The organism is Caulobacter sp. GW822-FHT07D08, from assembly GCF_058798735.1.
Genome location: NZ_JBXAKU010000011.1, coordinates 117498 through 142431, shown reverse-complemented (window position 1 = coordinate 142431; position 24934 = coordinate 117498). Strand labels below are relative to the sequence as shown.

Sequence of the window (24934 nt, the reverse complement as noted above, 5' to 3'; positions counted from 1 at the left end):
AACTCCTCGAACGAGCCCTCGTCCAGCAGCAGGTCGATGCGCTCGCGAGCGGTCAGCTTGCCCTTGGCGTGCTGGGCCGCGACCCGCGCCTCGCCGCCGCCGGCCCTGGCCTGCTCGCGACGGCGGTCGAGTTCCTCGAGAATTTGCTGCAACGCGCACGCCCCGGAAAAAGAAGATGGTCGCCCCTAGAGGGGAGGCGAATCCAGACATGGTAAGACGGAATGGCAACGCCATTCACACATCGCAATTTGGCGAAGTTGAGAAAGTCGTCCAGACTAACCCTCATAGTTTCGGGCATTGTCGGATCGGCTGCGATGCCGATTTCTGCAAAATTGCAAAGTTGCGAAGATGCGTGAGAAGCTTTTCATCGGTCCGCGGCTGAGGCTGCTGCGCCAGGCGCGGGCCTGGACGCTGGAGGCTTGCGCCATCCGGCTGGGCCTGTCGCCAAGCTATCTTTCTCAAATCGAAGCCAATCAGCGGCCGGTCACCGCGCGGGTGCTGATCGACGCCATGCGCGTGTTCGAGGTTGACGCCACGGCCCTGGACGCCGCCGATGATCAGCGTCTGATCGCCGACCTGCGCGAAGCGGTCGCCGATCCCGTCAGCGGCGGCGACACGCCAGGCCTGGGCGAGATCAAGCAGGTCGTGACCAACGCCCCGCAATTCGCGCGGACCTATCTGGCGCTGCACCGCGCCTACAGACAGCTGGACGAGCGCCTGAAGCAGACCGAGGAAGCCGTGTCGCTGGACGAGCGCGTCGCCGCCAGCGCCCAGCTTCCTTATGAGGAGGTGCGCGACTTCTTCCACTACAAGGACAACTACGTCCACGCTCTGGATGTCGCCGCCGAAGTCCTGGCCGGTGAGCTGGGCCTGGAGGAGGGCGACGGCGAGCGAGCGTTGGAGCGTCACCTGGCCCAGCGCCTGGGCGTGACGGTGGAGCGTTCGCGTGAGTTCGACCTCCTGCGCCGGTTCGAGCCGGAGACGGGGCGGCTGCTCCTGGGCGCGGCGCAGCCGGCCGCGACGCGCAGCTTCCAGATGGCCTATCAGATCGCGGCCATGACCCTGGCGGATGTCGTCGAAGCCGAGCTGAAGGCCGCGTCGTTCCGCAGCGAGAGCGCCGCCCAGGTCTGCCGCACCGGGCTGCTGAACTATGCCGCGGGCGCCCTGCTATTGCCCTATGGCCGCTTCCGCGAGGCCGCGCGGCGCGAGCGCCACGACATCGAACAACTGAGCCTGATCTTCCAGACAAGCCTGGAGCAGGTGTTCCATCGGCTCAGCACCCTGCAGCGGCCGGGCGCTCGGGGCGTGCCGTTCTACTTCGTGCGGCTGGACCGGGCGGGCAACATCACCAAGCGCCACAGCGCCACCCGCTTCCAGTTCGCCCGCTTCGGCGGGACCTGTCCGATGTGGAACGTCCACGACGCCTTCAGCCGGCCCGACGCCTGGATGGTGCAGTTGGCCGAGATGCCAGACGGGCTGCGCTATGTCTGCGTCGCCAAGGGCGTGGTGAAGTCTTCCGGCGCCTATCTGCAGGCCGATCGCCGCTACGCCCTGGGTCTGGGTTGCGAGACGCAGTACGCCGACCAACTGGTCTATGCCGACGGCCTGGATCTGACGGGGCCCTCGGCGCCCATCGGCGTCAGTTGCCGGATCTGCGAGCGGACCGATTGCCCACAGCGGGCGTTTCCGCCGGTCGATCGGGCTTTCGAGGTTCTTGAGAACGACCGCCGCTGGGTGCCCTTTTCGCTGAAGTGAGAGGACGAGGCCGGCCGCCGCAACGGGATTGTCGCGGGGCCGGTCGCCGAGCAATGGGCCTACATCGGGCCGACGCCGCCGGGGTTGGTCTGGAAGTCGAAGGCCGGTTCGCGGCGTCGGCGCGGGTCGGGGGCGCCGGTTCCGCCGAAGTTGTAGGTGACGCCGACGAAGACGGCCCGCAGGTCCAGGCCGAGCGCTTGTCGGGAAAGCCGAGGTCGGTGGCGCCGATCTCGTTCCAGAAGGCGTTGCCGCTGATCGTGTACGAGATCTTGGGCGTCAGGCGGGCGTTGGCGACCAGTTCCAGGCCGCCGCTGCGGCTCTTGGCCAGATTGGCCTTGCTGGTCAGCAGCACGCCGTCGCCGATGTCGCGGATCACGTCGGTGACGCCGTCGCGAGCCTCGCGGTAGTAGAGCGTGCCCTGATAGTAGTTGTAGCCCTTCCGCAACTGGTAGCCGACCTCGAACGAGTCCGTGGTCTGCGGTTTCAGGCGCGGGTCACCCTGCCGGTAGCTAAGGGGTCCTGGTAGATCCGATAAGGGTTCAGGTCCTGGGCCGTCGGCCGCTGGATGCGGCGGCTGTAGCTGGCGTTGACCTGGCGGGTGTCGTCGAGCTTGTACTGCATGTGCAGCGAGGGATAGGCGCGCAGGTAGTCGTTGTTGTCGACCTGCAGTTCGTAGCCGGCTGTCAGCTTGGCGCCGCCGGGCAGGGGGCGCTTGTACTCGGCCTTCAGGCGACTCTGGACCAGTTCGTCGCCGATGCTGACATGCTCGACATAGTTCGAGACCGTCGGCAGCTGGTTGAAGCCGTTGACGTCGGTGAGCTGGCGGTCACGGGTGCGCTCGACGCTGGTGTGCAGGGTGAACGCGTGCTCGTCGCCGGAGAACTTGTGGCGCAAGTCGCCTGACAGGCCGGCCACCGACTTCTTCATCTTGCCGTCGCTGAGGCGCTGGTAACGGACATTGGGAACGCCGTTGATGTCCTTGCCCTCGTAGGACGAGCCAGCCTTGGAGCTATAGGACGTGTCGTTGTAGCGGGCCTCGGCGCTGAGGCGGGTCTGCTTGTCGAGGTCGTAGTCGACGCCGGCGCGGGCGTTATGCGACTGGCCGTGGCTGTTGAAGCCGACCTTCTGGCGGCTGTCGGCATAGCGGCCGGTGGCGGGATCCAGGCGCGAGCGATCGTCCTGGATGCCGCCCTTGGCCTTGTCGCGACGCCAGCCGGCGTCGGCCGAGAGGGTCAGCCGCTTGGTGTTGCGGGCCAGGCTGATGCTGGCGTTCTTGCGGCCTTCGGCGCCCATGTTGGTGCGGACCGAGCCGGTCGTACCGACGCCGCGCTGTTGCTTGGTGATCAGGTTGATGATCCCGGCCGAGCCCTCGGGACTGAAGGCGGCAGAGGGGTTGGTCATGACCTCGACCCGCTCGAACTGGCTGGCGGGGATCTGCTGCAGCACCTGGCCGCGATTGTCGCCCCGGAACATGCCGGACGGCTTGCCGTCGATCATGATGGTGACATTGGGGTCGCCGCGCAGGCTGACATTGCCCTGCACGTCGACCTGCACCGAGGGGACGTTGCGCAGCACGTCGGCGACCGAGCCGGTGGTCGCCTGCAGGTCCTTGCCCAGGCTGTAGCTGCGGCGGTCGATCGCGGTCTTGATGTCCTGGGCCGAGGGGCCGGTGATGGTCACGCCCTGGACCTGGGTGGACTGCTCCTTCTTGGCCGGGGCGGGCGTCGTCGCCGTGGATGGAGTCTGGGCGAAGGCGCCGGTCGTCAGCGCGGAAGCGCTGATCGCGGCCAAGCCCGTGGCGGCCAGAAGGGCGGCGCGGCGGGTCGTGAAGGTCATGGAAGTTTCCTCTGTTGCGAGGACCCTGCCGGAACGACTCAAAGCGTTGCAGTGCCGCGCGTCAGGCGCGCGAGGTGACGTTTGTCATGTCGGGCCTCAGTTGGCCGCGTCGACCGCGTCCAGCGTCTGGGGGAGGGCGGCTTCGGCGCCGTTGAACACCAGGGTGCGGGTCACGCCGAGGCGGCGGATGTTCACCTGGTTGGCTTCATCGCCATAGACGTCGGCGAACATCGCGGCCTTGACGGTCACGGCCGCGGCGATGTCGGCCGGCGCGATCTTGCCGGCATATTCGAAACGCACTTCGTCCGCGCCCAGGGTCATGTCCTTCAGGACGAGGTCGACCGGAGCGTCGTTCACCGCCACCGCGAAGGTGCGCAGCATGTAGGTCTTCAGCGCCGCGATCGCCTCGGGATCGTCGAGGCTGGCCTGGGCGTCCGGGGCGATCAGGGCCAGGGCCGGTTCGGCGTCGTGCGCCGGAATCCGATGGCTGACCCTGACCGCGCCGGTCTTGGCGTCGATCTCCACGACGCTCAGCGCGCCGTGGCCGCGATGCGCGGCCGCCGGGAGCGGGGCGAGCGCGAGGCCCGCCGCCGCGATAAGGGCGACCGCGCGCGCGATCACTTCGGACCTTCGTCCTTCTTGTCGCCGTCCTTCTTCGGATCGGGGGCCGGGAAGGTGGCGAGGCCACCGGGCTCGACCTTCAGATTGGCGTCCTTCATGCGGTTGCCCATCTCGGGGAACTTCATGATCTTCAGCGTCGTCGGCGTGATGGCGCCGTCATAGACGTTGTTGCCGCGGTCGGCGTCGGCGGTTTCCCACAGCGGGTCGAGCTCGGCGCCCTTCAGCTCCTTGCCGGACACGTATTGCCACGTGACCTGCTTGGAGCTCTTGCGCCAGATCTCGGCCGGGATGCGGACCGTCTCCGTCGTGCCGTCGGTGAAGTCCATCTTCAGGATCACCGGCATCACCAGGCCGCCGATGTTGCGGAAGGTGAAGCGGTAGAGGTTGTCCTTGAAGTCCTGGGCGGCCAGCTCTTCCGGGGTCATGTCCTCGCGGGCCGACTTGGCCTTCTTGCGGGCGCTGTCGAACACGGTGAACTCGTCGGTCTGATCGTAGAAGTCGCGAACCTTGGGGTCGCGATCGATGACCGTCGGCGCCTTGTTGTTGGCGGCCGTGCGCGATTCCGGCTCCGTGCCCTGGCGGGTCTTGCGGACGGCGGCCTCGGCGTCCGGATCGCCGCTGTCGAGGCGGGCCTTGACGATCTTGTCCAGCGAGATGTCGACGTGGTCGGTCGAGTAGAACCAGCCGCGCCAGAACCAGTCGAGATCGATGCCCGACGACTCTTCCATCGTGCGGAAGAAGTCGTACGGCGTCGGGTGCTTGAAGCGCCAGCGGGTGGCGTATTCCTTGAACGCGCGGTCGAAGAGCTCGCGGCCCATGACCGTCTCGCGCAGGATGACCAGGGCGGTGGCGGGCTTGGAATAGCCGTTCGGGCCGAACTGGATCACCGAGTCCGACTGGGTCATCAGCGGCACCTGGTCCTGGCTGACCATGTACTCGACGATGTCCTTGGGTTCGCCGCGCCGCGACGGGAACTTCTTGTCCCATTGCACCTCGGCCTGGAACTCGAGGAAGCTGTTGAGGCCCTCGTCCATCCAGGTCCACTGACGCTCGTCCGAATTGACGATCATCGGGAAGTAGTTGTGGCCGACTTCGTGAATGACCACGCCGATCAGGCCGTACTTGGCGCGCTCGGTATAGGTCAGGGCGCCGGTCTTCTTGTCCTTCGTCGGCCGCGGGCCGTTGAAGGAGATCATCGGATACTCCATCCCGCCGACCGGGCCGTTGACCGACTGGGCCACCGGATAGGGGTAGGAGAAGGTGAAGTCCGAATAGACCTTCAGGGTGTGGGCGATCGACTTGGTCGAATAGGCGTCCCACAGCGGGCGGGCTTCCTTCGGGAAGAACGACATGGCCATGACCACCGGATGGGCGGCGTCGCCTTCCTGCTTCACGCCCAGGGCGTCCCAGACGAACTTGCGCGAGCTGGCCCAGCCGAAGTCGCGGACGTTGGTCGCCGAGAACACCCAGGTCTTCTCGGTCGTGGCCTTGCCCTTCTCGGCGGCCAGGGCCTCCTCGGGGGTGACGACATAGACCGGCTCGGCGGCGGTGCGGGCCTTGGTCAGGCGGTCGCGCTGGGCGGGGCTGAGCACGGCGGCCGGGTTCTGCAGCACGCCCGTGGCCGAGACCACGTGGTCGGACGGCACGGTCAGGGCGACGCGGTAGTCGCCGAACTCGAGCGTGAATTCGCCAGAGCCCAGGAAGGCCTTGTTGTGCCAGCCTTCATAGTCCGAATAGACGGCCAGACGCGGGAACCACTGGGCGCCCTCGTAGATGCAGTTGCCGTCCTCGCCCTTGCCGGTGAAGCACTCATAGCCGCTGCGGCCGCCGACGACCTTGTTCTCGACCATCGGCAGCGACCACTCGATGGTGATCTTGGTCTCGCCGCCATTGCCGCGCACGGCGGTGGGCAGGTCGACGCGCAGCAGCGTGTCGACGACGGTGAACTTCAGCGGACGGCCCGACGCGTCCTTCACCGACTTGATGGTGAAACCGCCTTCCCAGTCCTTCATGCGCTGAATGCGGCGCACCTGGCCCAGGCTGATGGAGTCGCCCGAGACGGTCTCGGTGAGCTTGCTGATCGAGTCGCGCTTATAGTCCTGGTCCAGCAACAGCCACAGATAGGGCAGGTTGTCCGGAGAGTTGTTCTTGTAGTTGATCGTTTCCTTGCCGGTCAGCAGCTTGGTGTCTTCGTTCAGGTGAACGGCGACGTCGTAGTCGACCTTCTGCTGCCAGTAGCGATAGCCCGGCGCGCCCGCGGCGTTGCGGTAGTCGGTCGGCGATGGCCAGTCCTCGCCCTCGAGCTGGCGGAACTTGTCGTCGAACGGCGCCTTGGTCTGCTTGATGGCGTCGGCGTGAGCGCCAGAAACGAACGACGTGGACGCGAGCGCGGCGGCGAGCACGCCAGCCACGACGTAGCGAATAGAACGCTTAGACATTCAGCCCCTCAGAACCCTGACAAAACCCCGCAGGGAACTTGCCAGGGCTCAGGCGAAAATCACCCCATTTTCGCGTGATTGTATCAGAAATTTATCTTGACGCCGGCCCGCACCGCACGGGGCTCCACTGGGTGGAAATGGACGTCGTCCACGCCGTCGGCCGTCTCACCGGGCAGGCGCGAGGCGTACGAATAGGCAATGTCGTCCTTCCTGCTGTTGGTCAGGTTCAGAACCTCGACCATCAGGCTGGCCTTGCCAAAATCCTGAACGAACAGCGCATTGACCAGGCCGGTAGGCCGCGAGCGCACGGAATTGTCCTCGATCAGCGGCGCGGCGCCGAGGCGGCGCCAGGTCAGAGAGACGGTCGAGGCCCGGCCCAGCTTCCAGCTCGCGCCCGCGCTCTGCACCGAACTGGCGGCGTTGGGGATGCGCTCGCCATTCGTGAAGCGGGCGTGGGTTCCGGCATAGGACGCCGTCAGATTCAGGCGCGCGGTCGGCCGCCAATCGGCGAGAAGTTCGACGCCCTCGCGCCGGGTCGCGCCGGCGGCCTCGGTGAAGCCGGCGTCACCGACATAGACCAGCTCGGAATCGACGTGCAGCGCCCAGGCCGCCGCCGTCAGGGTCAGGCCGTCGTGCTTCCAGCGCAGGCCAAGCTCCGCGCCGTCCGACGGCGACAGCAGCGGCGCCCGCTCGGCCGGATCGCCGGTAACCGGATCGACCGTGATCACCGCCCCGCGCGCGTCGTTGGAGTGGAAGCCGCGTCCGGCGTCGACGTAGAGCTCGAAGGTCTTCGAAAGGCGCCAGGCCAGGGCCAGCTTGGGGCTGACCAGCAGGTCGCTGACGTCGCCGGCGTTGCGTGGATCGCCGGCCTTGACGTCCGCGCCCATGGCGTCGGCGCGCAGGCCGAAGGTGGCGTCCAGCTTGCCGAAGGACTTGGAGGCCTCGCCCCACAGCGCCGTCGACCACTCAGTGAGGGCGTCCTGGCGCACGGTCTCGCGACGCACGCGGGCGGTGGTGCGGTAGAGGCCGACCTTGCCGATGTCGTCGACGCGGGCCGAGACGCCGGTGCGGGCGCTCCAGCCGTCGCTCAGCGTCCAGCGCTTGGTCAGCGACCCGCCATAGATCCAGCGCTGATCGACCTGCTCGAACTGGTCGCCATGGACCGGGTCGTCGAGGAAGTAGGTGAAGTTCGAATAGAGATCGAGTTTGTAGCGCTGGACATAGACCACGCTGTCCAGGCCGCGCAGCAGGTCGCGGCGGCGGGCCGACAGGATGTAGCGCGAGGTGTTCCCGCCGTCGGTCTTGTCGACCGCGTCGAGATAGCCCAACCGCCCATCCTTGACCGCGCGGCGCGGGATCTGATCGGTGGCGTTCCAGTCGGCGTCGTAGGCCAGGGCGGTGATCGACCAGCCTCCGACCAGGGCGCGGCCCAGGAGGTTGATCTTCTTCAGGTCCTCCGGCGTCGACCAGGCGCCGCGCGCGGTCGAGACGTCTGCTGCGACCAGCACGTTCTGGCTCAGAGCCTTGGAGCCGACGGCGCGGTAATAGTCGTTCTCGCCGACCCAGGCCTGCAGGCCATCGCCGTGCAGGTGGTCGGCGGTCTCGAAGGCGACGGCGCCGGCGGTGGCGAAGTCGCCGTTCTCGGCCGAGTAGGGACCCTTCTTGAAGCCGATGTCGTGCACGAACTCCGGCGTCAGGACATTGAGGTCGAGATAGCCCTGGCCGTGCCCGTGGCTAGGCAGGTTCAGCGGCACGCCGTCCAGCGAGGCCGAGAGGTCCGTGCCGTGGTCAAGATTGAAACCGCGGAGGAAATACTGGTTGGCCTTGCCCGCGCCCGAGTGTTGGGTCGCGGCCAGGCCCGGTACGGCCTCGATCAGCTCGCCCGGACGCAGCAGCGGCCGCACGGCGAAGTCGGCGTAGGCGATGCGGCCCTCGCTGGCCGACGTCGCGCGGCCGAAGTCGTTGGCGCGGCGACCCCAGACCGAGATCGCCTCGACCTCCTGGGCTTGGGCGAGAACCGGCGTCGAGGCGGCGGAGAGCAGGGCGATCAGAAACGCGGAACGGATCATGCCCGGCTGTTAGGCGAGCGAGACGCTTTGGACAAGTTCCGCCCGACTTCGACCGAACCTTGCCCGCCACACCAAGTTTTAACGGCGCCGCGGCATGAATGGCCGCCTGAAAGTCCAGGGGAGCGGGACATTTGAAACCTGCAGTGTTGCAAGCCGCCGCCGAGATCGGCGTCGACGTCCCGGCGCCTCAAGGCCTGGGCCGCGCCGCGCTGGTCGCGGGCTTCGTCGTCTATGCCGCCGTCGCGGGCGCGGCCTGGTGGCTGTCGCTGCGCCTGATCCCCGCCGAACTGAGCCTGACGATCCTGGGCAAGACGCTGCATACGGCGTCGGTTCACGACCATCTGAACAATGTCTTCCTGGTCTTTCTGCTGCTGCCGACGGCGCTGTGGATCGAATGCGTGGTGGTCGGCTGGCGCGACAGCTCACTACGCCAACTGCTGTTCGCCCGCACGCCGTCGCTGAACACCGACCTGGCGGTCTTCATCCTCGGGCAGGGCCACGTGCTCGACATCGTCGGCCGGGTGCTGATGCTGGGCGCCTCGATGATCTCGGGGGCTTGGCTGCATGATGCGATCGCCGCCCATACGGGGGTGAACCTGGGCCCGCCGCCGCTGCCGTTCGCGCTGCAACTGCCGCTCTATCTCGCGCTCTACAGCTTCTTCGACTACTGGACCCATCGGATCGACCACACCAAGTTCATGTGGCCGCTGCACCGCTATCATCACTCCGCCGAGGATTTCGGCGTGGTGACCTCGGTGCGCCAGCATCCGGTGACCTTCACCGCCACCTTCGTCGTCAACCTGCCTCTGGCCATGCTGGGCGCGCCGGCCGAGGTGATGATCTACGTCAATGTGCTGGTCGTCGCCCTGGGCTTCATCATCCACTCCAAGATCGAGTCCGACTGGGGCTGGATCGGCCGCTGGCTGGTCCAGTCGCCGAACCACCACCGCGAGCACCACAAGCTGGACATGAGCCGGCCCACGGGCCACTTCGGCATCGCACCGATCTGGGACCACCTGTTCGGCAGTTGGTACGAGGACAAGCCGGACCCGAAGCTGGCGATCGGCGTCGACACGCCCTACAGCCACGGCTTCTTCGTGCCCCGCGATATGCTCCGAGACTACGTCCACTTCTGGACGGGCTGGTTCGGCGGTCGCAACGACGGACCGGAAGCCGACCTCCGCTGGCTGGGCCGGAAGCGCTAAGCCGCCTTCAGCAGCCCGTCGAAATATTCGATCGTCCGCATCAGGCCGACCTTCAGCGGGGCGGTCGGGGTCCAGTCCAGCACCTGCTTGGCCAGAGTGATATCGGGCTGGCGCTGGCGCGGGTCATCCGAGGGCAGGGGACGGTGGACGAGGTCCGACTTGCTGCCCGTGAGCTCCACGACCAACTCCGCCAACTGCCTCATCGTGAACTCGACCGGGTTGCCCAGGTTGATCGGGCCGGTCACCTCGTCGCCAGTGTTCATCAGGCGGATCAGGCCGTCGACCAGGTCGTCGACATAGCAGAACGAGCGCGTCTGGGCGCCGTCGCCATAGAGAGTGATGTCCTCGCCCTTCAAGGCCTGGACGATGAAGTTCGACACCACGCGCCCATCGTTGGGGTGCATGCGCGGGCCATAGGTATTGAAGATCCGCGCCACCTTGATGCGCAGCCGATGCTGGCGCCAGTAGTCGAAGAACAGGGTCTCGGCGCAGCGCTTGCCCTCGTCGTAGCACGAGCGGATGCCGATCGGATTGACGTTGCCCCAGTAGCTCTCGACCTGCGGGTGGATGCTGGGGTCGCCGTACACTTCCGAGGTCGAAGCCTGCAGGATCTTGGCCTTCACCCGCTTGGCCAGGCCCAGCATGTTGATGGCCCCGTGGACACTGGTCTTGGTCGTCTGGACGGGGTCGAACTGATAGTGCACGGGGCTGGCCGGGCAGGCCAGGTTGTAGATCTGGTCGACCTCGACATAGAGTGGCATGGTCACGTCGTGGCGCAGCAGTTCGAAGCGCGGGTTGGTCAGGTTCTGGGCCACGTTCTGGCGCGAGCCGGTGTAGTAGTTGTCCACGCAGAGCACTTCGGCCCCGGTCTCCAGCAGCCGGTCACACAGATGCGAGCCGACGAAGCCGGCGCCGCCGGTCACCAGGATTCTCTGCGCATGCATGGACCGGCCGACCTTTCAGGGACTCAAGGAGAGTCGTTCCTGACGTTGTACCGCTCGGGTTTCTAGGCCGTCGAGCCCTCGCCGAACGAGCGCGGTTCGGTGACGACGGAGGGCTCGGCGATCGGCTTGGGTCGCTTGGCGGGCTGGGCCGTTTCCGCTGGACGGGGCGAGATCTGCTCGGGCGCGAAGTCGTCGACCGCGACCACGGCGGCCACCGCCTGATCGGCGGCGTCGAGAGCCGCGATCTCGTCGGGCGTCAGCAGGTTCTTGGCCAGGCCGTCCTTCCAGTGGCGCACGCCCTGGTCCTTCAGCCGGTCATGGATCCGCTGGGTGGCCACCACGCGCTCGAAGGCGTCGATCAGCTGGCCGATCGCCTCGTCCTTGCCGCCGACATAGACGCCTTCGACCAGACGGTCGCGGGTGGCGGACGGATGCAGGATCAGGTCGGCGCAGGCGCGGGTGACATGGTCCGACGGACCGCGACGACGCGCGCCGAACGGCAGCACCGCCGCGCGCAGCAGCCAGCCGGCCAAGCGGTTGGGCAGGTTGGCGAACACCTCGTCCAGCCGTTGCTCGATCGTGGCGAAGGCCGTCTCGGCGCACCATTGCAGCAGCGGGAAATCCGCGTCCGGCCGGCCATCGTCCTCCCAGCGTTTCAGGGCGCCGGACAGGAAGTACATCTCGGAGAGAATGTCGCCCAACCGCGCCGACAGCATCTCCTTGCGCTTCAGCTCGCCGCCCAGGGTCAGCAAGGCGATGTCCGAGGTCAGGGCGAAGGCGGCGCTGTAGCGGCCCAGCTTGCGATAGAAGCGGGCGGTGCGGCCGGCGTCCGGCGCGGGCGCCAGGGCGCCGTCGGTCCAGGCGCGGGCGGTGGCGCGCAGGCCGTTGCGCAAGGCGTGCACGACGTGCTTCCAGAAGGTCTCGTCGAATTGCGCGAGGCCCCTGGCCTCGTCCCGATCGCCAAGGGCCAGGATCTCCTTCAGCATGTAGGGATGGGCTCGTATCGCGCCCTGGCCGAACACCATCAGGCTGCGGGTCAGGATATTGGCGCCCTCGACCGTGATGCCGACCGGCAGGGCGCGGTACTGGCTGCCCATGTAGTTGCGCGGGCCCTCCATGATCGCCTTACCGCCGTGGACGTCCATGGCGTCGTTGACCACGACGCGCATCCGCTCGGTCGCGCCCGACTTCATCATCGCCGAGATCACCGACGGGTGCTTGCCGAGGTCCAGGCCGGCGCAGGTCAGCCGCCGCGCGCCGTCGACCAGGTAGGCGTTGCCGGCGATGCGGGCCAGGCGCTCCTGCACGCCCTCGAACTTGCCGATGGCGATGCCGAACTGGCTGCGCACGCGGGCATAGGCGCCGGTGGTGAGCGCGCTATAGGCCGCCGCCGCGCCAGCCATGGCGGGCAGGGAAATGCCGCGACCAGCCGCCAGGGCGGTCATCAGCATCTTCCAGCCCTGGCCGGCGCGCTCGGCCCCGCCGATGATCAGATCAAGCGGGATGAAGACGTCCTGGCCCCAGTTCGGACCGTTCTGGAAGGTCTGGAAAGCCGGCAGATGGCGACGGCCGATGCGGACCCCAGGCGTGTCCGTGGGCACAAGAGCGCAGGTGATGCCGATGTCCTCTTCCCCACCCAGCAGGCGGTCGGGGTCGCGCAGCTTGAAGGCCAGGCCCAGAACCGTGCAGACGGGGCCGAGGGTGATGTAGCGCTTGTGCCAGTTCAGGCGGACGCCCAGGACGTTCTCGCCCTTCCACGTTCCGCGAACGACCACGCCCTCGTCGACCATGGCGCCGGCGTCGGAGCCGGCCTCGGGGCTGGTCAGGCCGAAGGCGGGCACCTCGCGCCCGTCGGCCAGGCGTGGCAGCCAGTAGTCCTGTTGGTCCTTCGTCCCGAACTTCACGAGAAGTTCGCCCGGGCCCAGGGAGTTGGGCACCATCGCCGTCACTGCCGCCGAGGTGGATCGGGTGGCGATCTTGCGGACGATCTCGGCATGGCCAAAGGCCGAGAAGCCCAGGCCCCCGAATACCTTCGGGATGATCATGCCGAAGAACTTCTCGCGCTTCAGGAAGTCCCAGACCTCGGGCGGCAGATCGCGCGTTTCCCAGGTCATGCGCCAGTCGTCGAGCATGGCGCACAGGGCGTTGACCGGCCCGTCGAAGAACGCCTGCTCCTCGGGGTTGAGCGTCGGCTTGGGGTACGAGAGGAGTTCGTTCCAGTCCGGATCGCCGGTGAACAGCGCCGCGTCCCACCAGGTGTCGCCGGCCTCGATCGCGTCGCGCTCGGTTTCCGACAGGGCGGGCAGCACGCCCTTGGCCCACTGGTAGATCGGTCGGGTGATGGTGTCCCGACGGAAGGAAGAGGTGGTCATGACGCTGCCTCACGGATACTCGCGCTGTGAAAACGCGAGCGCGGCGAGGGGGCTCCGCGAAAACCTGGCCCTGGATGACTTAAGGGTGACGTTTGTCATGTGGCGCCCGTGACGCGCGGCACTGATGGACCGCCTCGGCCGGCGGCATGGTGGCCTCACAACGAGGGAGCCACCCATGTCACCCAGACCTTCCGAACCGATCGCGATGCTGCGCCAGGCGGTCAAGCGTCGCGGCGCCGTCCTGGCCCTGAACGGCCTGGATCTCGACATCCGTCCTGGTCAGTGCGTCGCGCTGCTCGGGCCCAACGGGGCCGGCAAGAGCACCAGCGTCGCCCTGCTGACCGGCCGCCTGCGCCCCGATGGCGGGACAGCCAGCCTGTTCGGCGGCGATCCGCGCGACGTCGCCGCCCGGGGCCGCATGGGCGTCATGCTGCAGGAGGCCGGGCTGCCGCGCACCCTGACCGTCCGCGAGCAGGTCGACCTGTTCCGGGGCTACTATCGCAAGCCCCGCCCGCTGGACGAGACCCTGCGCCTGGCCGGCCTCGAAGGCCTGGAGCGTCGCCGCTGCGGCGCGCTGTCTGGCGGCCAGCAGCGTCGCGTGCAGTTCGCCCTGGCCATCGCCGGCCGCCCGGACTTCCTGGTGCTGGACGAACCGACCACTGGCATGGACATCGACGCCCGTCGCGGCCTGTGGACCGCCGTCCGCGCCGAGATCGCCCGGGGCGCGGCCGTGCTGCTGACCACCCACCACCTGGACGAGGCCGAAGCCCTGGCCGATCGCATCGTGGTCATCGACCTCGGCCAGGTCATCGCCGACGGCTCGCCCGAAGCGATCAAGAGCCAGGTCTCCGGCGTCGCCATCCGCTGCCGCACCCGCCTGTCGGACGCCGAATTGTCGGCTCTGGCCCGCGTCACCGGCGTCAGCCGCGATGGCAGCAGGGTCACGCTGCTGACCACCTCGGCGCCCGCCACGCTGCGCGAGCTGCTGGCGCGTGACGAAACCGTCGATGACCTGACCGTCGCCGGCGCCTCGTTGGAGGACGCCGTCACCCGTCTCGTGCAGGCCGGCGCGCCTGCTGCCAACCATCAAGCCCCCCTTGGCCAAACTGAGGTCGCCTGAGATGCACACCCTGCTCGTCTACATCCGTGAAGCCCGCGCCCAGATCGTCTCCACCTGGCGCACGCCGCAGTTCATCATCCCCAGCGTGGCCCTGCCGCTGCTGTTCTACGGCGTGATGGGCCTTGGTCTCAGCAAGGGGCGCGAGGAGATCGCCCACGTGATGCTGGCCAACTATGTGATCTTCGCCGCCATCGCCCCGGCCATGTTCGGTTTCGGCGCCGCCGTCGCCGCCGAGCGCGAGGCCAGGCTGATCGAGCTGAAGCAGATCGCGCCGTTGCCTGCCGGGGGTTACCTGGCCGGCCGCCTGATCGCCGCCCTGGTGCTGGTGGGTGTCTCGATCGGCCTGCTCGGCGCGCTGGCCTGGTTCGGGGGCGTGACGATGGTCCCGTGGCGCTGGGCCGCGACCTTGGGCCTGGGCCTGGCCTCGGCCATCCCGTTCGCCCTGATCGGACTGAACATCGGCCTGCGGTTCGGCTCGCAAGGCGCCACCGCCGTGGCCAATCTGCTGTTCCTCAGCTTCAGCCTGTTCGGGGGCCTTTGGGTTCCGCTCAGCATCATGCCGAGGTGGGCCGGCGACATCGCCGAGGTCACGCCGTCCTATCACTTGGGACAGCTGTCGCAGATGTTGTCGGGCATGCAGCCGATGGCGAACGTTCCGCACCACCTCTCGATCCTGGCCGCGATCCAGCATCGCCGCCATGGTCGGGGCCTGGGCGGGCTGGCGGCGGCAATCGGCTTGACCGTGACGAGCCCGCCGCGCGACATCGCCGCCATGGATCAGGGAACGCGAGGCAAGGATGCGACCCCGGCGGCGACCGCCGGGGTCGGGATGCGGCGGAACGGAAGCCTGATCTTCCTCTCCTACCTGCCGTTCTACTTCATCTCCTGGCTCAACCACCCGCCGGATACGCTGGAGCTGGTCGCCTCGCTCGGGGGGCTGCTGGTCTTTATCGGCCTGTTCTGGGCGATCTGGAACAACCGGGGCCGCCCGGTGCTGTGGCAGGTGCTGGCGATATACGCGGTGGGCATGGTCCTTTCGCCCTTTAACGCGGGCTGGAGCGTCTACACGATCTACGCGACGTCGTTCGCCTCGCGCCTGCCGTCGCGGCGGATGTCGATCCGGGTGATGCTCGCCCTGGAGATCGTGCTGCTGGCGGTCGGGCTGGTCTTCTACCGCCACGTCTGGCCGATCTGGGCTTCGGGCTTGTTGTTCGGCGCGATCACCGGCTTCGCCACCCTCATGCAGATGGATGTCGAGCGGAAGAACCAGGAACTGGCCGTCGCCCACGAGGAGGTCCGGGCCCTGGCCACGACGGCCGAACGCGAACGGATCTCCCGCGACCTGCACGACCTCTTGGGCCACACCCTGACCCTGGTCGCCGTGAAGGCCGAGCTGGCCGCCCGCCTGGTCAGCCGGGACGCCGAGGCCGCCGAGCGCGAGATGCAGGCCGTCGCCGCCGCCGCTCGCGAGGCCCTCTCCGAAGTTCGCACGGCGGTGGTCGGCATGAGAGGCGCCTCCCTGGCGTTCGAGATCGACAAGGCCCGCCAGGCGTTGGCCGCCGCCGACATCCAGGCCGAGATCTCGGCCCTGACCACCGACGGCTTTCCAGCGCAGGAGACCGTGCTGGCCATGGCTCTGCGCGAAGGGGTGACCAACGTCATCCGCCACGCCGGCGCCAAGCGTTGCGACATCACGCTGGCGCCCAGCGCTAAGGCGCTGACGCTCACCATCGCCGACGATGGTCCGGGTGGCGGCCGGCTGGTCGAGGGTTCGGGCCTGAAGGGCATGCGCGCCCGCCTGGCGGCCATCGGCGGGGCGCTGGACATCAAATCCGGCAGGACCGGGACCCGTCTCGTGGCCACCGCGCCCCTGAGCAACGCCAATGGGGAGACCGTCTCGTGATCCGCGTCGTCATCGCCGAAGACCAGAAGATGGTGCTGGGCGCTCTCAGCGCTTTGCTCGAGATGGAAGGCGACATCCAGGTCGTGGGCCGCGCGCCCGACGGCGCCGTCGCCCTGGAGATGGTCAGGGCCGAGAAGCCGGACGTGCTGATCTCCGACATCGAGATGCCCGGCCTGACCGGGATCGACGTCGCCGCCCGACTGAAGGCCGAGGGATCGACGACCCGGGTGCTGATCGTCACCACCTTCGGCCGGCCGGGCTATCTGCGCCGGGCCATGGAAGCGGGGGTGAAGGGCTACCTCCTCAAGGACGGCCCCAGCAGCGTGCTGGCCGCCGCCGTCCGCACCGTCGCCGCCGGCGGCCGCGCCATCGCGCTGGAGCTGTCCGAGGCGGTGTGGGACGCCCAGCCCGATCCGCTGACCGACCGCGAGCGCGAGATCCTGCGTCTGGCCGAGGAGGGGCGTTCGAACAAGGATATCGTCTCGCCTGGCACGGTGCGCAACTACCTGTCTGAGGCGGCCCAGAAGCTGGGCGCGGCCAACCGAGTCGAGGCCGGCCGGATCGCGCGCTCCAACGGCTGGCTCTAGGCGGTCACGGGCTCGGGTTCGGCCGCCGGCGCTCGGGTCGTGCGCCACAGCACCAGGCCGATCACGCCCAGCGTCAGCTCGCGCAGGCGGCGCAGCAGCGAAAGGGCCAGGGCCTGGTCGGGCGTCAGACCCAGCGCGCCGCCCAACAGCAGGTAGCCGCCTTCCTGCACGCCCAGCGCCCCGGGGATGGCGAAGCCGACGACCTTGGCCGTCTGGGCGAGGCCCTCGACAATCAGGGCCTGAAGCAGGGTGGGATTGAGGCCCAGGGCCCACATCGAGACATAGGTCTCGAACGCGCCGGCGAGCCAGGCGGCCATGTGCCAGGCCCAGGAGGCGAACAGGTTTCCGCGCTGGCGGCCGATGAGGCGGAAGGCCTCGCCCAGCTCGCCGGCCCGGCCGGCGATGGCGGTCCAGCGTTGCGAGAATTGACCCAGGCGTCGGTGCAGGCCGGCCTTGTGGGCCAGATAGGCGGTCAGCACGACGCCGACGACGATGGCGACCAGGGTCAGGCCGGCTTGCGCCAGGCGTGGGTCGTGCAGCGTGGCGATGGCCACGAGCAGGCTGGCCAGGACGAACAGCACCAGACCCACCGTGCCGGCCAGCACGTCGACGACGCAGCTCGCGGTGGCCTCGGCCAGGGTCAGGCCGTTGCGGGCCGACAGCTTGGCCCGCACGACGTCGCCGCCGACCTGGGCGACCGGGAGAAGGGCGTTGACCGCCTCCTTGATCAGGCGGACGCGAAACAGAAAGGTCAGGGGCGGGCGGCGATCGGGCGGCAGCAGGACCTGCCAACTGACCGTGGCCAGGAATGTCACGGGCAGGTGGGCGGCGATGACGATCACCGCCTGCCAGCCAACCTGGCCCAGGATCTCGCGAACCGCGCCGACGCCGTGCGTGGCCAGCAGGATCGCCAGCAGGGCGACGCCGATCGTCAGCAACCAGCCCCGCCAGAGCGAAGGTCTGCGTTTCGCTGGCCCCTCCGGATCCATCGTCATGCGGCCGAGCGCGCCCGTCGGTCGGCGGTCACGCCCAGCTCGCGATAGACGTCCAGCACCTCGCCGCAGATGGTGTTCCAGTCGTAGCGAGCGCTGGACCGGCGGGCGGCGCGGCCCAGGCGCACACGGCGCAGGGGTTCGGAGATCAGGCTCTCGATCGCCGCGGCATAGGCCTGCGCGTCGGCGCCGGCGGCCAGTACGCCGTCCTGGCCGTCGGTGATCAGGGCGCTGGTGCTGGGCGCGCGCGGGCAGACCACGGCCAGGCCCGCGGCCATGCCCTCCAGGCTGGCGTTGCCGAAGGCTTCGGTCAGGCTGGGGTTGAACAGGATGTCGGCGCTGGACACCGCGCGGCCCAGGTCGGCGCCGTCCAGGTGACCGGTCAGGATGGCCTCGGGCAGGCGCTCCTCCACGAAGGCGCGGGCGGGACCCTCGCCGATGATCAGGGCGCGGATCGGCTGGCCGCGCAGGCGGACGAACGTCTCGCAGAGGACGTCCAGGCCCTTCTCCATGACCAGACGGCCCAGGAACGCCACGACGATCTCGTTGTCATCGATACCCATCGAACGGCGCCAGTTCAGGTCGCGCTTGACCGGCGAGAAGCGTTCGCGGTCGACGCCGCGGCCCCAGACGCGCACGCGCTCGCCCAGGCCTTGTTCGCGCAGCAGCTCGGCGATCGGGGCGTTGGGGGCCAACACGCGGTCGCAGCCGCGATAGAACCTGTCCAGATAGCGCTCGGCGCTAGGCCGCAGCCAATCGAGGCCGTAGTACGACAGGTAGGTCTCGAACCGGGTGTGCAGGCTGGCCACCACGGGCAGACCCATCTTGCGGCCCCACTTGCCGGCCTGATTGCCCAGGAGGTCGGGCGCGGACAGGTGGACGGCGGTCGGGCGGAAGTCGGCCAGGTCGGCGCGCAGCGCGCGGTTCAGGCCCAGCGCCAGCCGATACTCGCCGCGACCCGGGATCGCGATCGACGGCGCGGACACCAGTTCACCGGCCGGCTCGAACGCTGGCGTGTCGGTGGTGGGCGAATAGACGCGAACCTCGGCGCCGTGGCGTATCAGGTAGGCGGACAGGCGATTGAGCGCCTGGTTCGAGCCGTCGCGCGTGTAATTGTAGTTCCCGGAAAACAACGCCAGACGCAGGCCTTCGGCGGAATTTTCCTCTGCGGGCTGATGAAAAGGTCTTTCCGCGAGCAGCACGACGCCTCCGTTGGTTACATCCCCCGAGGCCCCCGCCCGTCTCCGAGTATGACAATGGGCATATGGTGGAATGGTTCAGTTTCCGGAAGGGGGGAAGGACGTCCTTTTCCGTGCACGGTCGGTTCACTGTAGCGTCTGGGTTACACCCCCTAAGGCGTGTCCTTGGGGGCGCGGTCATGGAAAAACGCGCGCGGGGGCTTGCGCCGCGACGCCATGACCCGCTTTTGGCGGTCCGCTCGGACTTGCCGTGAGGCCGGTTCGTGCTCAGTTATGCGCCCGTGGCCGCGAGGTGGGCGGTCCAGCGATTCCTAGAGGGGCCAAGCCGCCCCGATTTCCAGCGAGATCCCGAAACGTCATGCAGCCGGTCAAGACCCTCATTCTCAGCGCCGGTCAGGGCAAGCGCCTGTCGCCCCTGACCGACGACCGGCCCAAGTGCCTGGTCGAGCTGGCCGGCCGTACGGTGCTGGAATGGCAGCTGCGCCACCTGCATCAGGCGGGCGTGACCGAGGCGGTGGTCGTCACGGGCTTCCGCGCCGATCTGGTCGAGGCCGAGGTCGCGCGCCTGCGGTTTCCGGGCATGAGCGTTCGCACGCTCTACAACCCCTTCTACAGCGTCACCGACAACCTCGCGACCTGCTGGCTGGCGCGCGAGGAGATGCGCGGCGGGCCGTTCATGATCCTCAATGGCGACACCCTGTTCGAGCCGGCCATCGCCGAGCGTCTGATCAGCGCGCCGGCCGCCCCGATCACCGTGACGGTCGATCGCAAGGCCGACGGCGTCTACGACAGCGACGACATGAAGGTGCTGACAGAGGGCGACGCCCTGCGCGCCATCGGCAAGACCATCACCGCGTACGACGCGGAATCAATCGGCTTCCTGCGCTTCGACGCAGAGGGCTCGGCCCTGTTCATCGAGACGCTGGAAAAGATCATGCGCAAGCCGGAAGGCCTGAAGCGCTGGTACCTCAGCGTCATCAACGAGATCGCCCAGGCCCACGATGTGGTTCGCGTGCGCTCGATCCAGGGCCTGGAGTGGGCCGAGATGGACTTCCCCGAAGACCTCGTGCGCAATCGCGCCCTGACCGCCGAGTGGGCGGCGAAGGAAGCCGAAGTGGTCTGAGGGCGCCGTCCTCGCCTTCGACAAGCTCAGGATGAGGACTACTTCCTGCGGCGGTTCATTAGAAACCTCACCCTGAGCTTGTCGAAGGGCGAGGTTTCGCTGTTCAGGTTTCGCCCACCAGTTCGCGCACGAGATCCAGATCCGACGGCTTGTCGACATCGACCGCCGCCAGGCCGTCGTGGGCGCGCACGGCGGCGGCCTTGACCTTGGCCAGCTTGCCTAGCTTCAGCACGGCCTCGTCCAGGGTCAGCCAGTTCAGCAGGTAACGGATCAGGAAGCTGGGCCCCAGCATGGCGGCGATCTTCCAGGGCTGCTTGCGCAGCGCCTCGACCTTGCGCCAGACATGGACGACGTTGAGGGCGTTCTCGTTGCGCAGCAGGAAGAGGTTGCAGCCCGAATAGCGGCCGTCCTGAAAGCGCAGATAGGTCCGCTTGGTCCGCGGCGCGGCGGCCCGCACGCGGTCTTCGGGGGCCAGCAGCACGGCGACGTCGGCCCAGTCGGGCGTGTCGGCCAGGAACTGGGTGATCCACTCGGGCTTGAGCAGGGCGTGGTCGACCGTGGTCACCACCAGCGGAAAGCCCAGTTCTTTCGCGGCGTTCTCGACGCTCTGGCTGGGGCCCGAGGCGGTGGGAAGCACAACGACCCTGGCGTCCGCCAAGGCCGTCTTGATCGCCTCGTCATTGGCCGCGACGCCGACGCGCTCGGGACCGGCGGCCTCGATGGCGCCCAGCACGCGGCTGAGCAGGGTCTTGCCCTCCAGCGTGATCAGGGCCTTGTGGCGGACGCCGGCGTAGGCGGCGACGGGATCGACCTCGCCGCCGCGCGAACCGGCCAGGATGAGGACCTTGAAGCCGGTCGCGCTCACAGCGCCTTCTCGTAGACGCGATAGGTCTTGTAGTGCGTACCGCCCACGTTCTCGGCGATGTGGGTCATGGCCTTGTTGGCCTCCAGCACCCACGAGATCTCGTAGCGATTGTAGCCCAGGCTCATCGCCGTATCGCGGCTGGCCTTCATCATCCAGAACGGCAGCATGCGGCCGCGCTGGGTGCTGGAGAACTTCTTCTTCACGCCCATCAGCGGGATGCGCGCCGACTTCACGCCCTTGACCTTCAGTCGCCACAAGAGCTTGGCCCAGCCGAACGGCAGCAGCTTGCCGCCAAGATCGGCGATGGCTTCGTTGACGTTGGGCAGGAAGACCACGACGCCGGCGGCTTCGCCGTCGATTTCGGCGAACCAGATCAGGCGCTTGTCGATCACCTGCTTGAGCGCCTTGCCCAGCTGGGCGGTTTCGGCCTCGGTGGTGGGAGTGAAGCCCCAGTTGTCCGACCAGGCGTCGTTGAGGATGTCCGTCAGCGTCTGGACCTCCGCGTCATAGCGCTTCATGTCCAGCTGGCGCAGCACGACGCCGGCGGGCAGACCGCGCTTGAGCCGGCGCTGGGCGATCTCGGGGATGTCGCCGTTCTCATCGGCTTTGTAGGCGAACAGGTCCTGGGCCTTGGCGTAGCCCTGTTCCTCGACCCGCTTGCCGGCATAGACCGGGTCGTGGCCCATCAGGATCATTGGCGGGGTGTCGAAGCCCTCGACCAGCAGGCCGACCTCTTCGTTGATCGACAGGTTGAACGGGCCGACCACATGAGTGCGGCCGCGCGCGCGCAGCCAGTCCTCGGCGGCGCGGAACAGCACCTGGAACACCGCCCCATCGTCCTCGGCGGCGATCATGCCGAAATGGCCGTCCAGGCGGCCCGGCGTCGGCTGAGGCGTCAGATGGTCGATCTGGGCGCTGATCCGGCCCACGTCGCGGCCGCCGCGCGTCGCCAGGAACAGCTGGACCTCGGCGTGGGCGAAGAAGGGGTTGGTCTTCGGCGTCAGGGCCTCGGTGCGCTCCATGAACAGCGGGGTGATCCAGTTGGGATCCTTGGCGTTCAGGCGGGCGGGCAGGGCGATGAAGCGCTTAAGCTCCTGCGGCGTCTTGACCGGGATGACCGTGAGGTCGGCGTTCGCGGAGTCGAAAGGCATCACCCCTCCAGGGCCAGGAATGTGCGGATGGCGAGGGCGCCGAAGATCGCGGGAGCGGCCCAGACGGCCAGGAACGGGTCCAGCGCGCCGGACTCGCCCAGGGCGGTCAGCATGCCGTTGGCCACCAGGAAGAAGAGTCCGGCGCCCAGGCCGGTGGTCAGCAGCACCGCCCCCTGGCCGCTGCGGAAGTTGGCCAGCGCCACGGGCGCGCTGAGCAGCAGCATGACCAGGGCCACGAACGGGCCGGCGAAGGCCGCGTGGAAGTGGGTGCGGTAGAAGCTCTCGGGCCGGTCCGAGCCGCCGTTTTGCAGGGCCCGCTTGGCGGAGGCGGCGGTGGGCACGGCGTCGTCGCCGAACAGGCTCTGGACGTCGCGCGGCTTCAGCGCGGCGGGCCAGGTGGTCGAGGCGGCGGTCGAAGCCTGGGCCAGGTCACCGGAGAAACGGGTGGTCTTCGGCTGTTCCAGCGTCCAGCGATCATTGGCGTAGAGGGCCTTCTGGGCCTCGACCTTCTCGATCAGGATACCTTTGGGGTCGCGGCGGAAGATGGTGACATTGTCGATCTCGCGGCCGTCGGCGGTGGCCGTGGCCCCGATGACCAGGTCGGACCCCGCGCGGAAGGTGCGCGGGGCGGGGACCTTGCGTTCCGCCACGGGGGTCGTGTTCTTCCACCAGTCGGCCAGGGCGGGATCGGCGCGAGGCGCCAGGTACTGGCCGCACAGGGCGTCCAGCAGCATCACGAAGATGGCCGCGGGCATGGCCATGCCGATGATGCGGTAGCCCGAGACGCCGGTGGCGCGCATGGCGACGATCGCGCTTTCGCGGGCCAGCTGCGAGAAGGCGAACAGGCCGCCGGCCAGCACGGCGATCGGGGCGATCTGCTCGAACAGGCGCGGCAGGCGCATGAAGGCGTAGTAGGCCACGCCCGCCATGCCCAGGCCCCGGTCGAGAATGTCGTTGGTCACGTCCAGCAGGTCCAGGATCTGCAGGATGGACATCAGGATAAGGGCCGCGCCGAGGATCCGGGTGGCGACCGTCTTCAGGACGTAGAGCTGCAGCATCATGCGGCTTGTCGTTTCTTCGGCAGGGGCAGGAGGCGGACGACGCGCGTGACCAGCTTGTTGATGCGGCGCACGGTGCGCGAGACCGGCGTGTCGCCAGGGCGGGTGCGGCTACCCATGAACAGCCAGACGCCCAGTCCGGCGAAGATCGCGAACGGAACCCAGATGGCCGGGATGGACGGTAGCCTACCGGACGAGGCCATGCTCTGGCCCAGCAGCAGCGAGTGCTGGAAGGCCAGCAGCAGGACGCCCGCCATGATCAGCCCCGGGGCGCGATTGCCGCGCTTGGAGGCGAGGCCAAGTGGGAAGGCCAGCATCGGCAGGAACGGCAGGAACGCCGCGCGGGCCAGGCGGCCATAGAGTTCGCTCAGCAGCGTGGCCTTGGGAACGATCGGATTGGGCAGTTTGGACTGTCGGTAGAGCTCGCCCAGCGTCAGTTCGCGCTCGTCGCCGCCGCGCGCCCGCAGCAGCACCGCCGCGGCGCTCAAGGGGGTCTGGGTGGTCAGGCTGCTGAAAGCCAGGTTGCGGTAGTCGCCAGCGGAGTCACGCGCGATACGGCGGCCGTCCTTCAGGTCCATGGTGATGGTCTTGCCGCCCGGATCCATCTTCAGGTCGGCCTGGGCGGCGGTAATGATCTCTTCCTGACCGCGCGCGTCCAGGCGGCGGATGAAGACCCGCGTCAGGCGCTGGCCGGCGACGTCGGCGCTGTCGGCGGTCATCAGCGAGCCCTTGTCGTCGATGAAGGCCCCGCCCGCCAGGCGTCCGTTCCAGCCGGCGTTGATCGCCGCGTGCATCACCGCGCGGTAGGCGTAGCGGCTGTAGGGCTGCATGTAGCCGAACACGATCAGGCTGAAGACGCTGAGGAACAGGCCAACGGCCAGGAACGGCGCGGCGATGCGCTCCAGCGACTGGCCGCTGGCCAGCAGGGCGTCGATCTCCGAGCCGTCCGACAGCTTGGTGATGACGATGAACAGGGCCACGAAGAACGCGACCGGCAGGGCCAGGCCGAGATAGTGCGGCACCAGGTTGGCGGCCAGCTGGGCGACATAGCCGAAGCGAGCGCTGCTCTGGGACAGCGAGTCCAGCAGGCGCAGGACGCGCTCCAGCAGCAGGGCCACGACCGTGACGCCCAGGCAGCCGACCAGCGGCCAGAACAGCAGGCGCAGCAGGTAACGGTCGATCAGGCTCAAGGGGCCGATGGTCAATGCCTTGGCGCTCACGCTTGGACCCAAGCCTCGGCGAAGCGTTGCGCCAGGCGCTCGACGCCCTCGCTCGAAAGCGCCACGGCGGTTCCAAGGTCCGGGGCGGCGGGCCAGCCGGCGTCGGGGAAGCTCTGTCCCTCATACGAGCGCGCGCCCTCGTAGCGGGGCAGCACGTGGAAGTGGACGTCCTTGTCGACCATCATCAGCATCAGGTAGTTGATCTTCTCGTAGTCGACTTGCGCCTTCAGAAGGCGCTCAATGCCGGCCACGGCGACTTGCAGGTCGGCGAAGGCGGCGGGACTCACCTCGGAGAACGCCCGGACCGTTTCCTTGCACACCAGGACCAAAGACCCAAATGTCGGTTGCTTCGGACGGACCAGAATCAGCCAGTGATCGGTCTCCGCGATCTTGGAGCCGGGGTAGCCGAACGCCAGAGCTGTGGGATTGGTCATGAGAAAGCCGGAACTTCAGGCTGATGTCGCCCGTGAATAACA

19 protein-coding genes and 2 pseudogenes are annotated in these 24934 nt (G+C 68.1%); 7 read left to right on the top strand and 14 right to left on the bottom strand.

Annotated elements, in window-relative coordinates; all coding sequences use genetic code 11:
• On the bottom strand, positions 1-152 hold a 152-nt coding region (locus AC1RJ9_RS19900), incomplete at its 3' end, for a carboxyl transferase domain-containing protein (protein ID WP_492839691.1).
• A 196-nt stretch (positions 153-348) separates the two neighbouring features.
• On the opposite strand from AC1RJ9_RS19900, the gene AC1RJ9_RS19895 reads away from it, so the two are divergent.
• Positions 349-1755, top strand: a complete 1407-nt coding sequence (locus tag AC1RJ9_RS19895) for a helix-turn-helix domain-containing protein (RefSeq protein ID WP_492839566.1) — start codon at positions 349-351, stop codon at positions 1753-1755.
• A 59-nt stretch (positions 1756-1814) separates the two neighbouring features.
• On the opposite strand, the pseudogene AC1RJ9_RS19890 reads toward AC1RJ9_RS19895, so the two are convergent.
• The 4 genes and pseudogenes from AC1RJ9_RS19890 to AC1RJ9_RS19875 all read right to left on the bottom strand — a co-directional run bounded on the left by AC1RJ9_RS19890 (position 1815) and on the right by AC1RJ9_RS19875 (position 8719).
• Positions 1815-3591: pseudogene (locus AC1RJ9_RS19890) on the bottom strand (TonB-dependent receptor plug domain-containing protein).
• A 96-nt stretch (positions 3592-3687) separates the two neighbouring features.
• The gene (locus AC1RJ9_RS19885) at positions 3688-4212 is read right to left on the bottom strand and encodes a DUF6702 family protein (RefSeq protein WP_492839567.1); all 525 of its coding nucleotides are present in this window, start codon (positions 4210-4212) and stop codon (positions 3688-3690) included.
• Positions 4209-6650, bottom strand: coding sequence for a M1 family metallopeptidase (locus AC1RJ9_RS19880; RefSeq protein WP_492839568.1), 2442 nt, complete (start codon positions 6648-6650; stop codon positions 4209-4211). Before AC1RJ9_RS19880 ends, AC1RJ9_RS19885 begins: the two co-directional genes overlap by 4 nt.
• Positions 6651-6733: 83 nt before the next feature.
• Positions 6734-8719: a TonB-dependent receptor gene (locus AC1RJ9_RS19875; protein ID WP_492839569.1), complete on the bottom strand. Its 1986-nt coding sequence runs from the start codon at positions 8717-8719 to the stop codon at positions 6734-6736.
• Positions 8720-8862: 143 nt separating this feature from the next.
• Here AC1RJ9_RS19875 and AC1RJ9_RS19870 point away from each other — a divergent pair, with 143 nt between their 5' ends.
• Positions 8863-9924 (top strand): sterol desaturase family protein, encoded by a 1062-nt coding sequence (locus tag AC1RJ9_RS19870; RefSeq protein ID WP_492839570.1) that lies wholly within the window; start codon positions 8863-8865, stop codon positions 9922-9924.
• Here the strand turns inward: AC1RJ9_RS19870 and AC1RJ9_RS19865 are convergent.
• The gene (locus AC1RJ9_RS19865; protein ID WP_492839572.1) at positions 9921-10868 is read right to left on the bottom strand and encodes a UDP-glucuronic acid decarboxylase family protein; all 948 of its coding nucleotides are present in this window, start codon (positions 10866-10868) and stop codon (positions 9921-9923) included. The two genes, AC1RJ9_RS19870 and AC1RJ9_RS19865, sit on opposite strands and share 4 nt — an antisense overlap.
• A 62-nt stretch (positions 10869-10930) precedes the next feature.
• On the bottom strand, positions 10931-13240 hold the full coding sequence (locus AC1RJ9_RS19860; RefSeq protein WP_492839573.1) for an acyl-CoA dehydrogenase: 2310 nt from the start codon (positions 13238-13240) through the stop codon (positions 10931-10933).
• A 124-nt stretch (positions 13241-13364) separates the two neighbouring features.
• On the opposite strand from AC1RJ9_RS19860, the gene AC1RJ9_RS19855 reads away from it, so the two are divergent.
• The 4 genes and pseudogenes from AC1RJ9_RS19855 (at position 13365) to AC1RJ9_RS19840 (ending at position 16850) form a co-directional block, all read left to right on the top strand.
• On the top strand, positions 13365-14360 hold the full coding sequence (locus AC1RJ9_RS19855) for an ABC transporter ATP-binding protein (RefSeq protein WP_492839575.1): 996 nt from the start codon (positions 13365-13367) through the stop codon (positions 14358-14360).
• 1 nt (position 14361) lies between these two features.
• Positions 14362-15100, top strand: a pseudogene (locus AC1RJ9_RS19850) (ABC transporter permease).
• 32 nt (positions 15101-15132) lie between these two features.
• Positions 15133-16263, top strand: a complete 1131-nt coding sequence (locus tag AC1RJ9_RS19845) for a sensor histidine kinase (protein ID WP_492870917.1) — start codon at positions 15133-15135, stop codon at positions 16261-16263.
• Positions 16260-16850, top strand: a complete 591-nt coding sequence (locus tag AC1RJ9_RS19840; RefSeq protein ID WP_492839576.1) for a response regulator transcription factor — start codon at positions 16260-16262, stop codon at positions 16848-16850. The genes AC1RJ9_RS19845 and AC1RJ9_RS19840 overlap by 4 nt, the downstream gene beginning before the upstream one ends.
• On the opposite strand, the gene AC1RJ9_RS19835 is transcribed toward AC1RJ9_RS19840, so the two are convergent.
• On the bottom strand, positions 16847-17788 hold the full coding sequence (locus AC1RJ9_RS19835) for a flippase-like domain-containing protein (RefSeq protein ID WP_492839577.1): 942 nt from the start codon (positions 17786-17788) through the stop codon (positions 16847-16849). The two genes, AC1RJ9_RS19840 and AC1RJ9_RS19835, sit on opposite strands and share 4 nt — an antisense overlap.
• A gap of 53 nt (positions 17789-17841) precedes the next feature.
• Positions 17842-19044 carry a glycosyltransferase family 4 protein gene (locus tag AC1RJ9_RS19830; protein ID WP_492839579.1) on the bottom strand — a complete coding sequence of 401 codons (1203 nt, stop codon included), beginning with the start codon at positions 19042-19044 and terminating at the stop codon, positions 17842-17844.
• Positions 19045-19399: 355 nt separating this feature from the next.
• On the opposite strand from AC1RJ9_RS19830, the gene AC1RJ9_RS19825 reads away from it, so the two are divergent.
• A complete protein-coding gene (locus AC1RJ9_RS19825; RefSeq protein ID WP_492839580.1) occupies positions 19400-20164 on the top strand; it encodes a phosphocholine cytidylyltransferase family protein in 765 nt (254 codons plus the stop codon).
• 103 nt (positions 20165-20267) lie between these two features.
• On the opposite strand, the gene AC1RJ9_RS19820 is transcribed toward AC1RJ9_RS19825, so the two are convergent.
• Genes AC1RJ9_RS19820 through AC1RJ9_RS19800 form a run of 5 tightly spaced genes read right to left on the bottom strand, consistent with a single transcriptional unit; the run spans position 20268 to position 24892 of the window.
• On the bottom strand, positions 20268-21122 hold the full coding sequence (locus AC1RJ9_RS19820) for a nucleotidyltransferase family protein (protein WP_492839581.1): 855 nt from the start codon (positions 21120-21122) through the stop codon (positions 20268-20270).
• Positions 21026-22180, bottom strand: coding sequence for a ceramide synthase (gene bcerS, locus AC1RJ9_RS19815; protein WP_492839582.1), 1155 nt, complete (start codon positions 22178-22180; stop codon positions 21026-21028). The genes AC1RJ9_RS19820 and bcerS overlap by 97 nt, the downstream gene beginning before the upstream one ends.
• Positions 22180-23241 (bottom strand): LptF/LptG family permease, encoded by a 1062-nt coding sequence (locus tag AC1RJ9_RS19810; RefSeq protein ID WP_492839583.1) that lies wholly within the window; start codon positions 23239-23241, stop codon positions 22180-22182. The genes bcerS and AC1RJ9_RS19810 overlap by 1 nt, the downstream gene beginning before the upstream one ends.
• Positions 23238-24458, bottom strand: a complete 1221-nt coding sequence (locus AC1RJ9_RS19805) for an LptF/LptG family permease (protein WP_492839584.1) — start codon at positions 24456-24458, stop codon at positions 23238-23240. Before AC1RJ9_RS19805 ends, AC1RJ9_RS19810 begins: the two co-directional genes overlap by 4 nt.
• On the bottom strand, positions 24455-24892 hold the full coding sequence (locus AC1RJ9_RS19800; protein ID WP_492839586.1) for an HIT family protein: 438 nt from the start codon (positions 24890-24892) through the stop codon (positions 24455-24457). Before AC1RJ9_RS19800 ends, AC1RJ9_RS19805 begins: the two co-directional genes overlap by 4 nt.
• Between the last annotated feature and the right edge of the window lie 42 nt (positions 24893-24934).

Bases quoted from the DNA above. Each gene is read 5' to 3' on its own strand.
- AC1RJ9_RS19800 (WP_492839586.1), bottom strand. From the start codon at position 24,892: ATGACCAATCCCACAGCTCTGGCGTTCGGCTACCCCGGCTCCAAGATC.
- bcerS (WP_492839582.1), bottom strand. From the start codon at position 22,180: ATGCCTTTCGACTCCGCGAACGCCGACCTCACGGTCATCCCGGTCAAG.
- AC1RJ9_RS19880 (WP_492839568.1), bottom strand. From the start codon at position 6,650: ATGTCTAAGCGTTCTATTCGCTACGTCGTGGCTGGCGTGCTCGCCGCC.
- AC1RJ9_RS19895 (WP_492839566.1), top strand. From the start codon at position 349: ATGCGTGAGAAGCTTTTCATCGGTCCGCGGCTGAGGCTGCTGCGCCAG.
- AC1RJ9_RS19810 (WP_492839583.1), bottom strand. From the start codon at position 23,241: ATGATGCTGCAGCTCTACGTCCTGAAGACGGTCGCCACCCGGATCCTC.
- AC1RJ9_RS19860 (WP_492839573.1), bottom strand. From the start codon at position 13,240: ATGACCACCTCTTCCTTCCGTCGGGACACCATCACCCGACCGATCTAC.
- AC1RJ9_RS19825 (WP_492839580.1), top strand. From the start codon at position 19,400: ATGCAGCCGGTCAAGACCCTCATTCTCAGCGCCGGTCAGGGCAAGCGC.
- AC1RJ9_RS19855 (WP_492839575.1), top strand. From the start codon at position 13,365: ATGGACCGCCTCGGCCGGCGGCATGGTGGCCTCACAACGAGGGAGCCA.
- AC1RJ9_RS19875 (WP_492839569.1), bottom strand. From the start codon at position 8,719: ATGATCCGTTCCGCGTTTCTGATCGCCCTGCTCTCCGCCGCCTCGACG.
- AC1RJ9_RS19845 (WP_492870917.1), top strand. From the start codon at position 15,133: ATGGATCAGGGAACGCGAGGCAAGGATGCGACCCCGGCGGCGACCGCC.
- AC1RJ9_RS19865 (WP_492839572.1), bottom strand. From the start codon at position 10,868: ATGCATGCGCAGAGAATCCTGGTGACCGGCGGCGCCGGCTTCGTCGGC.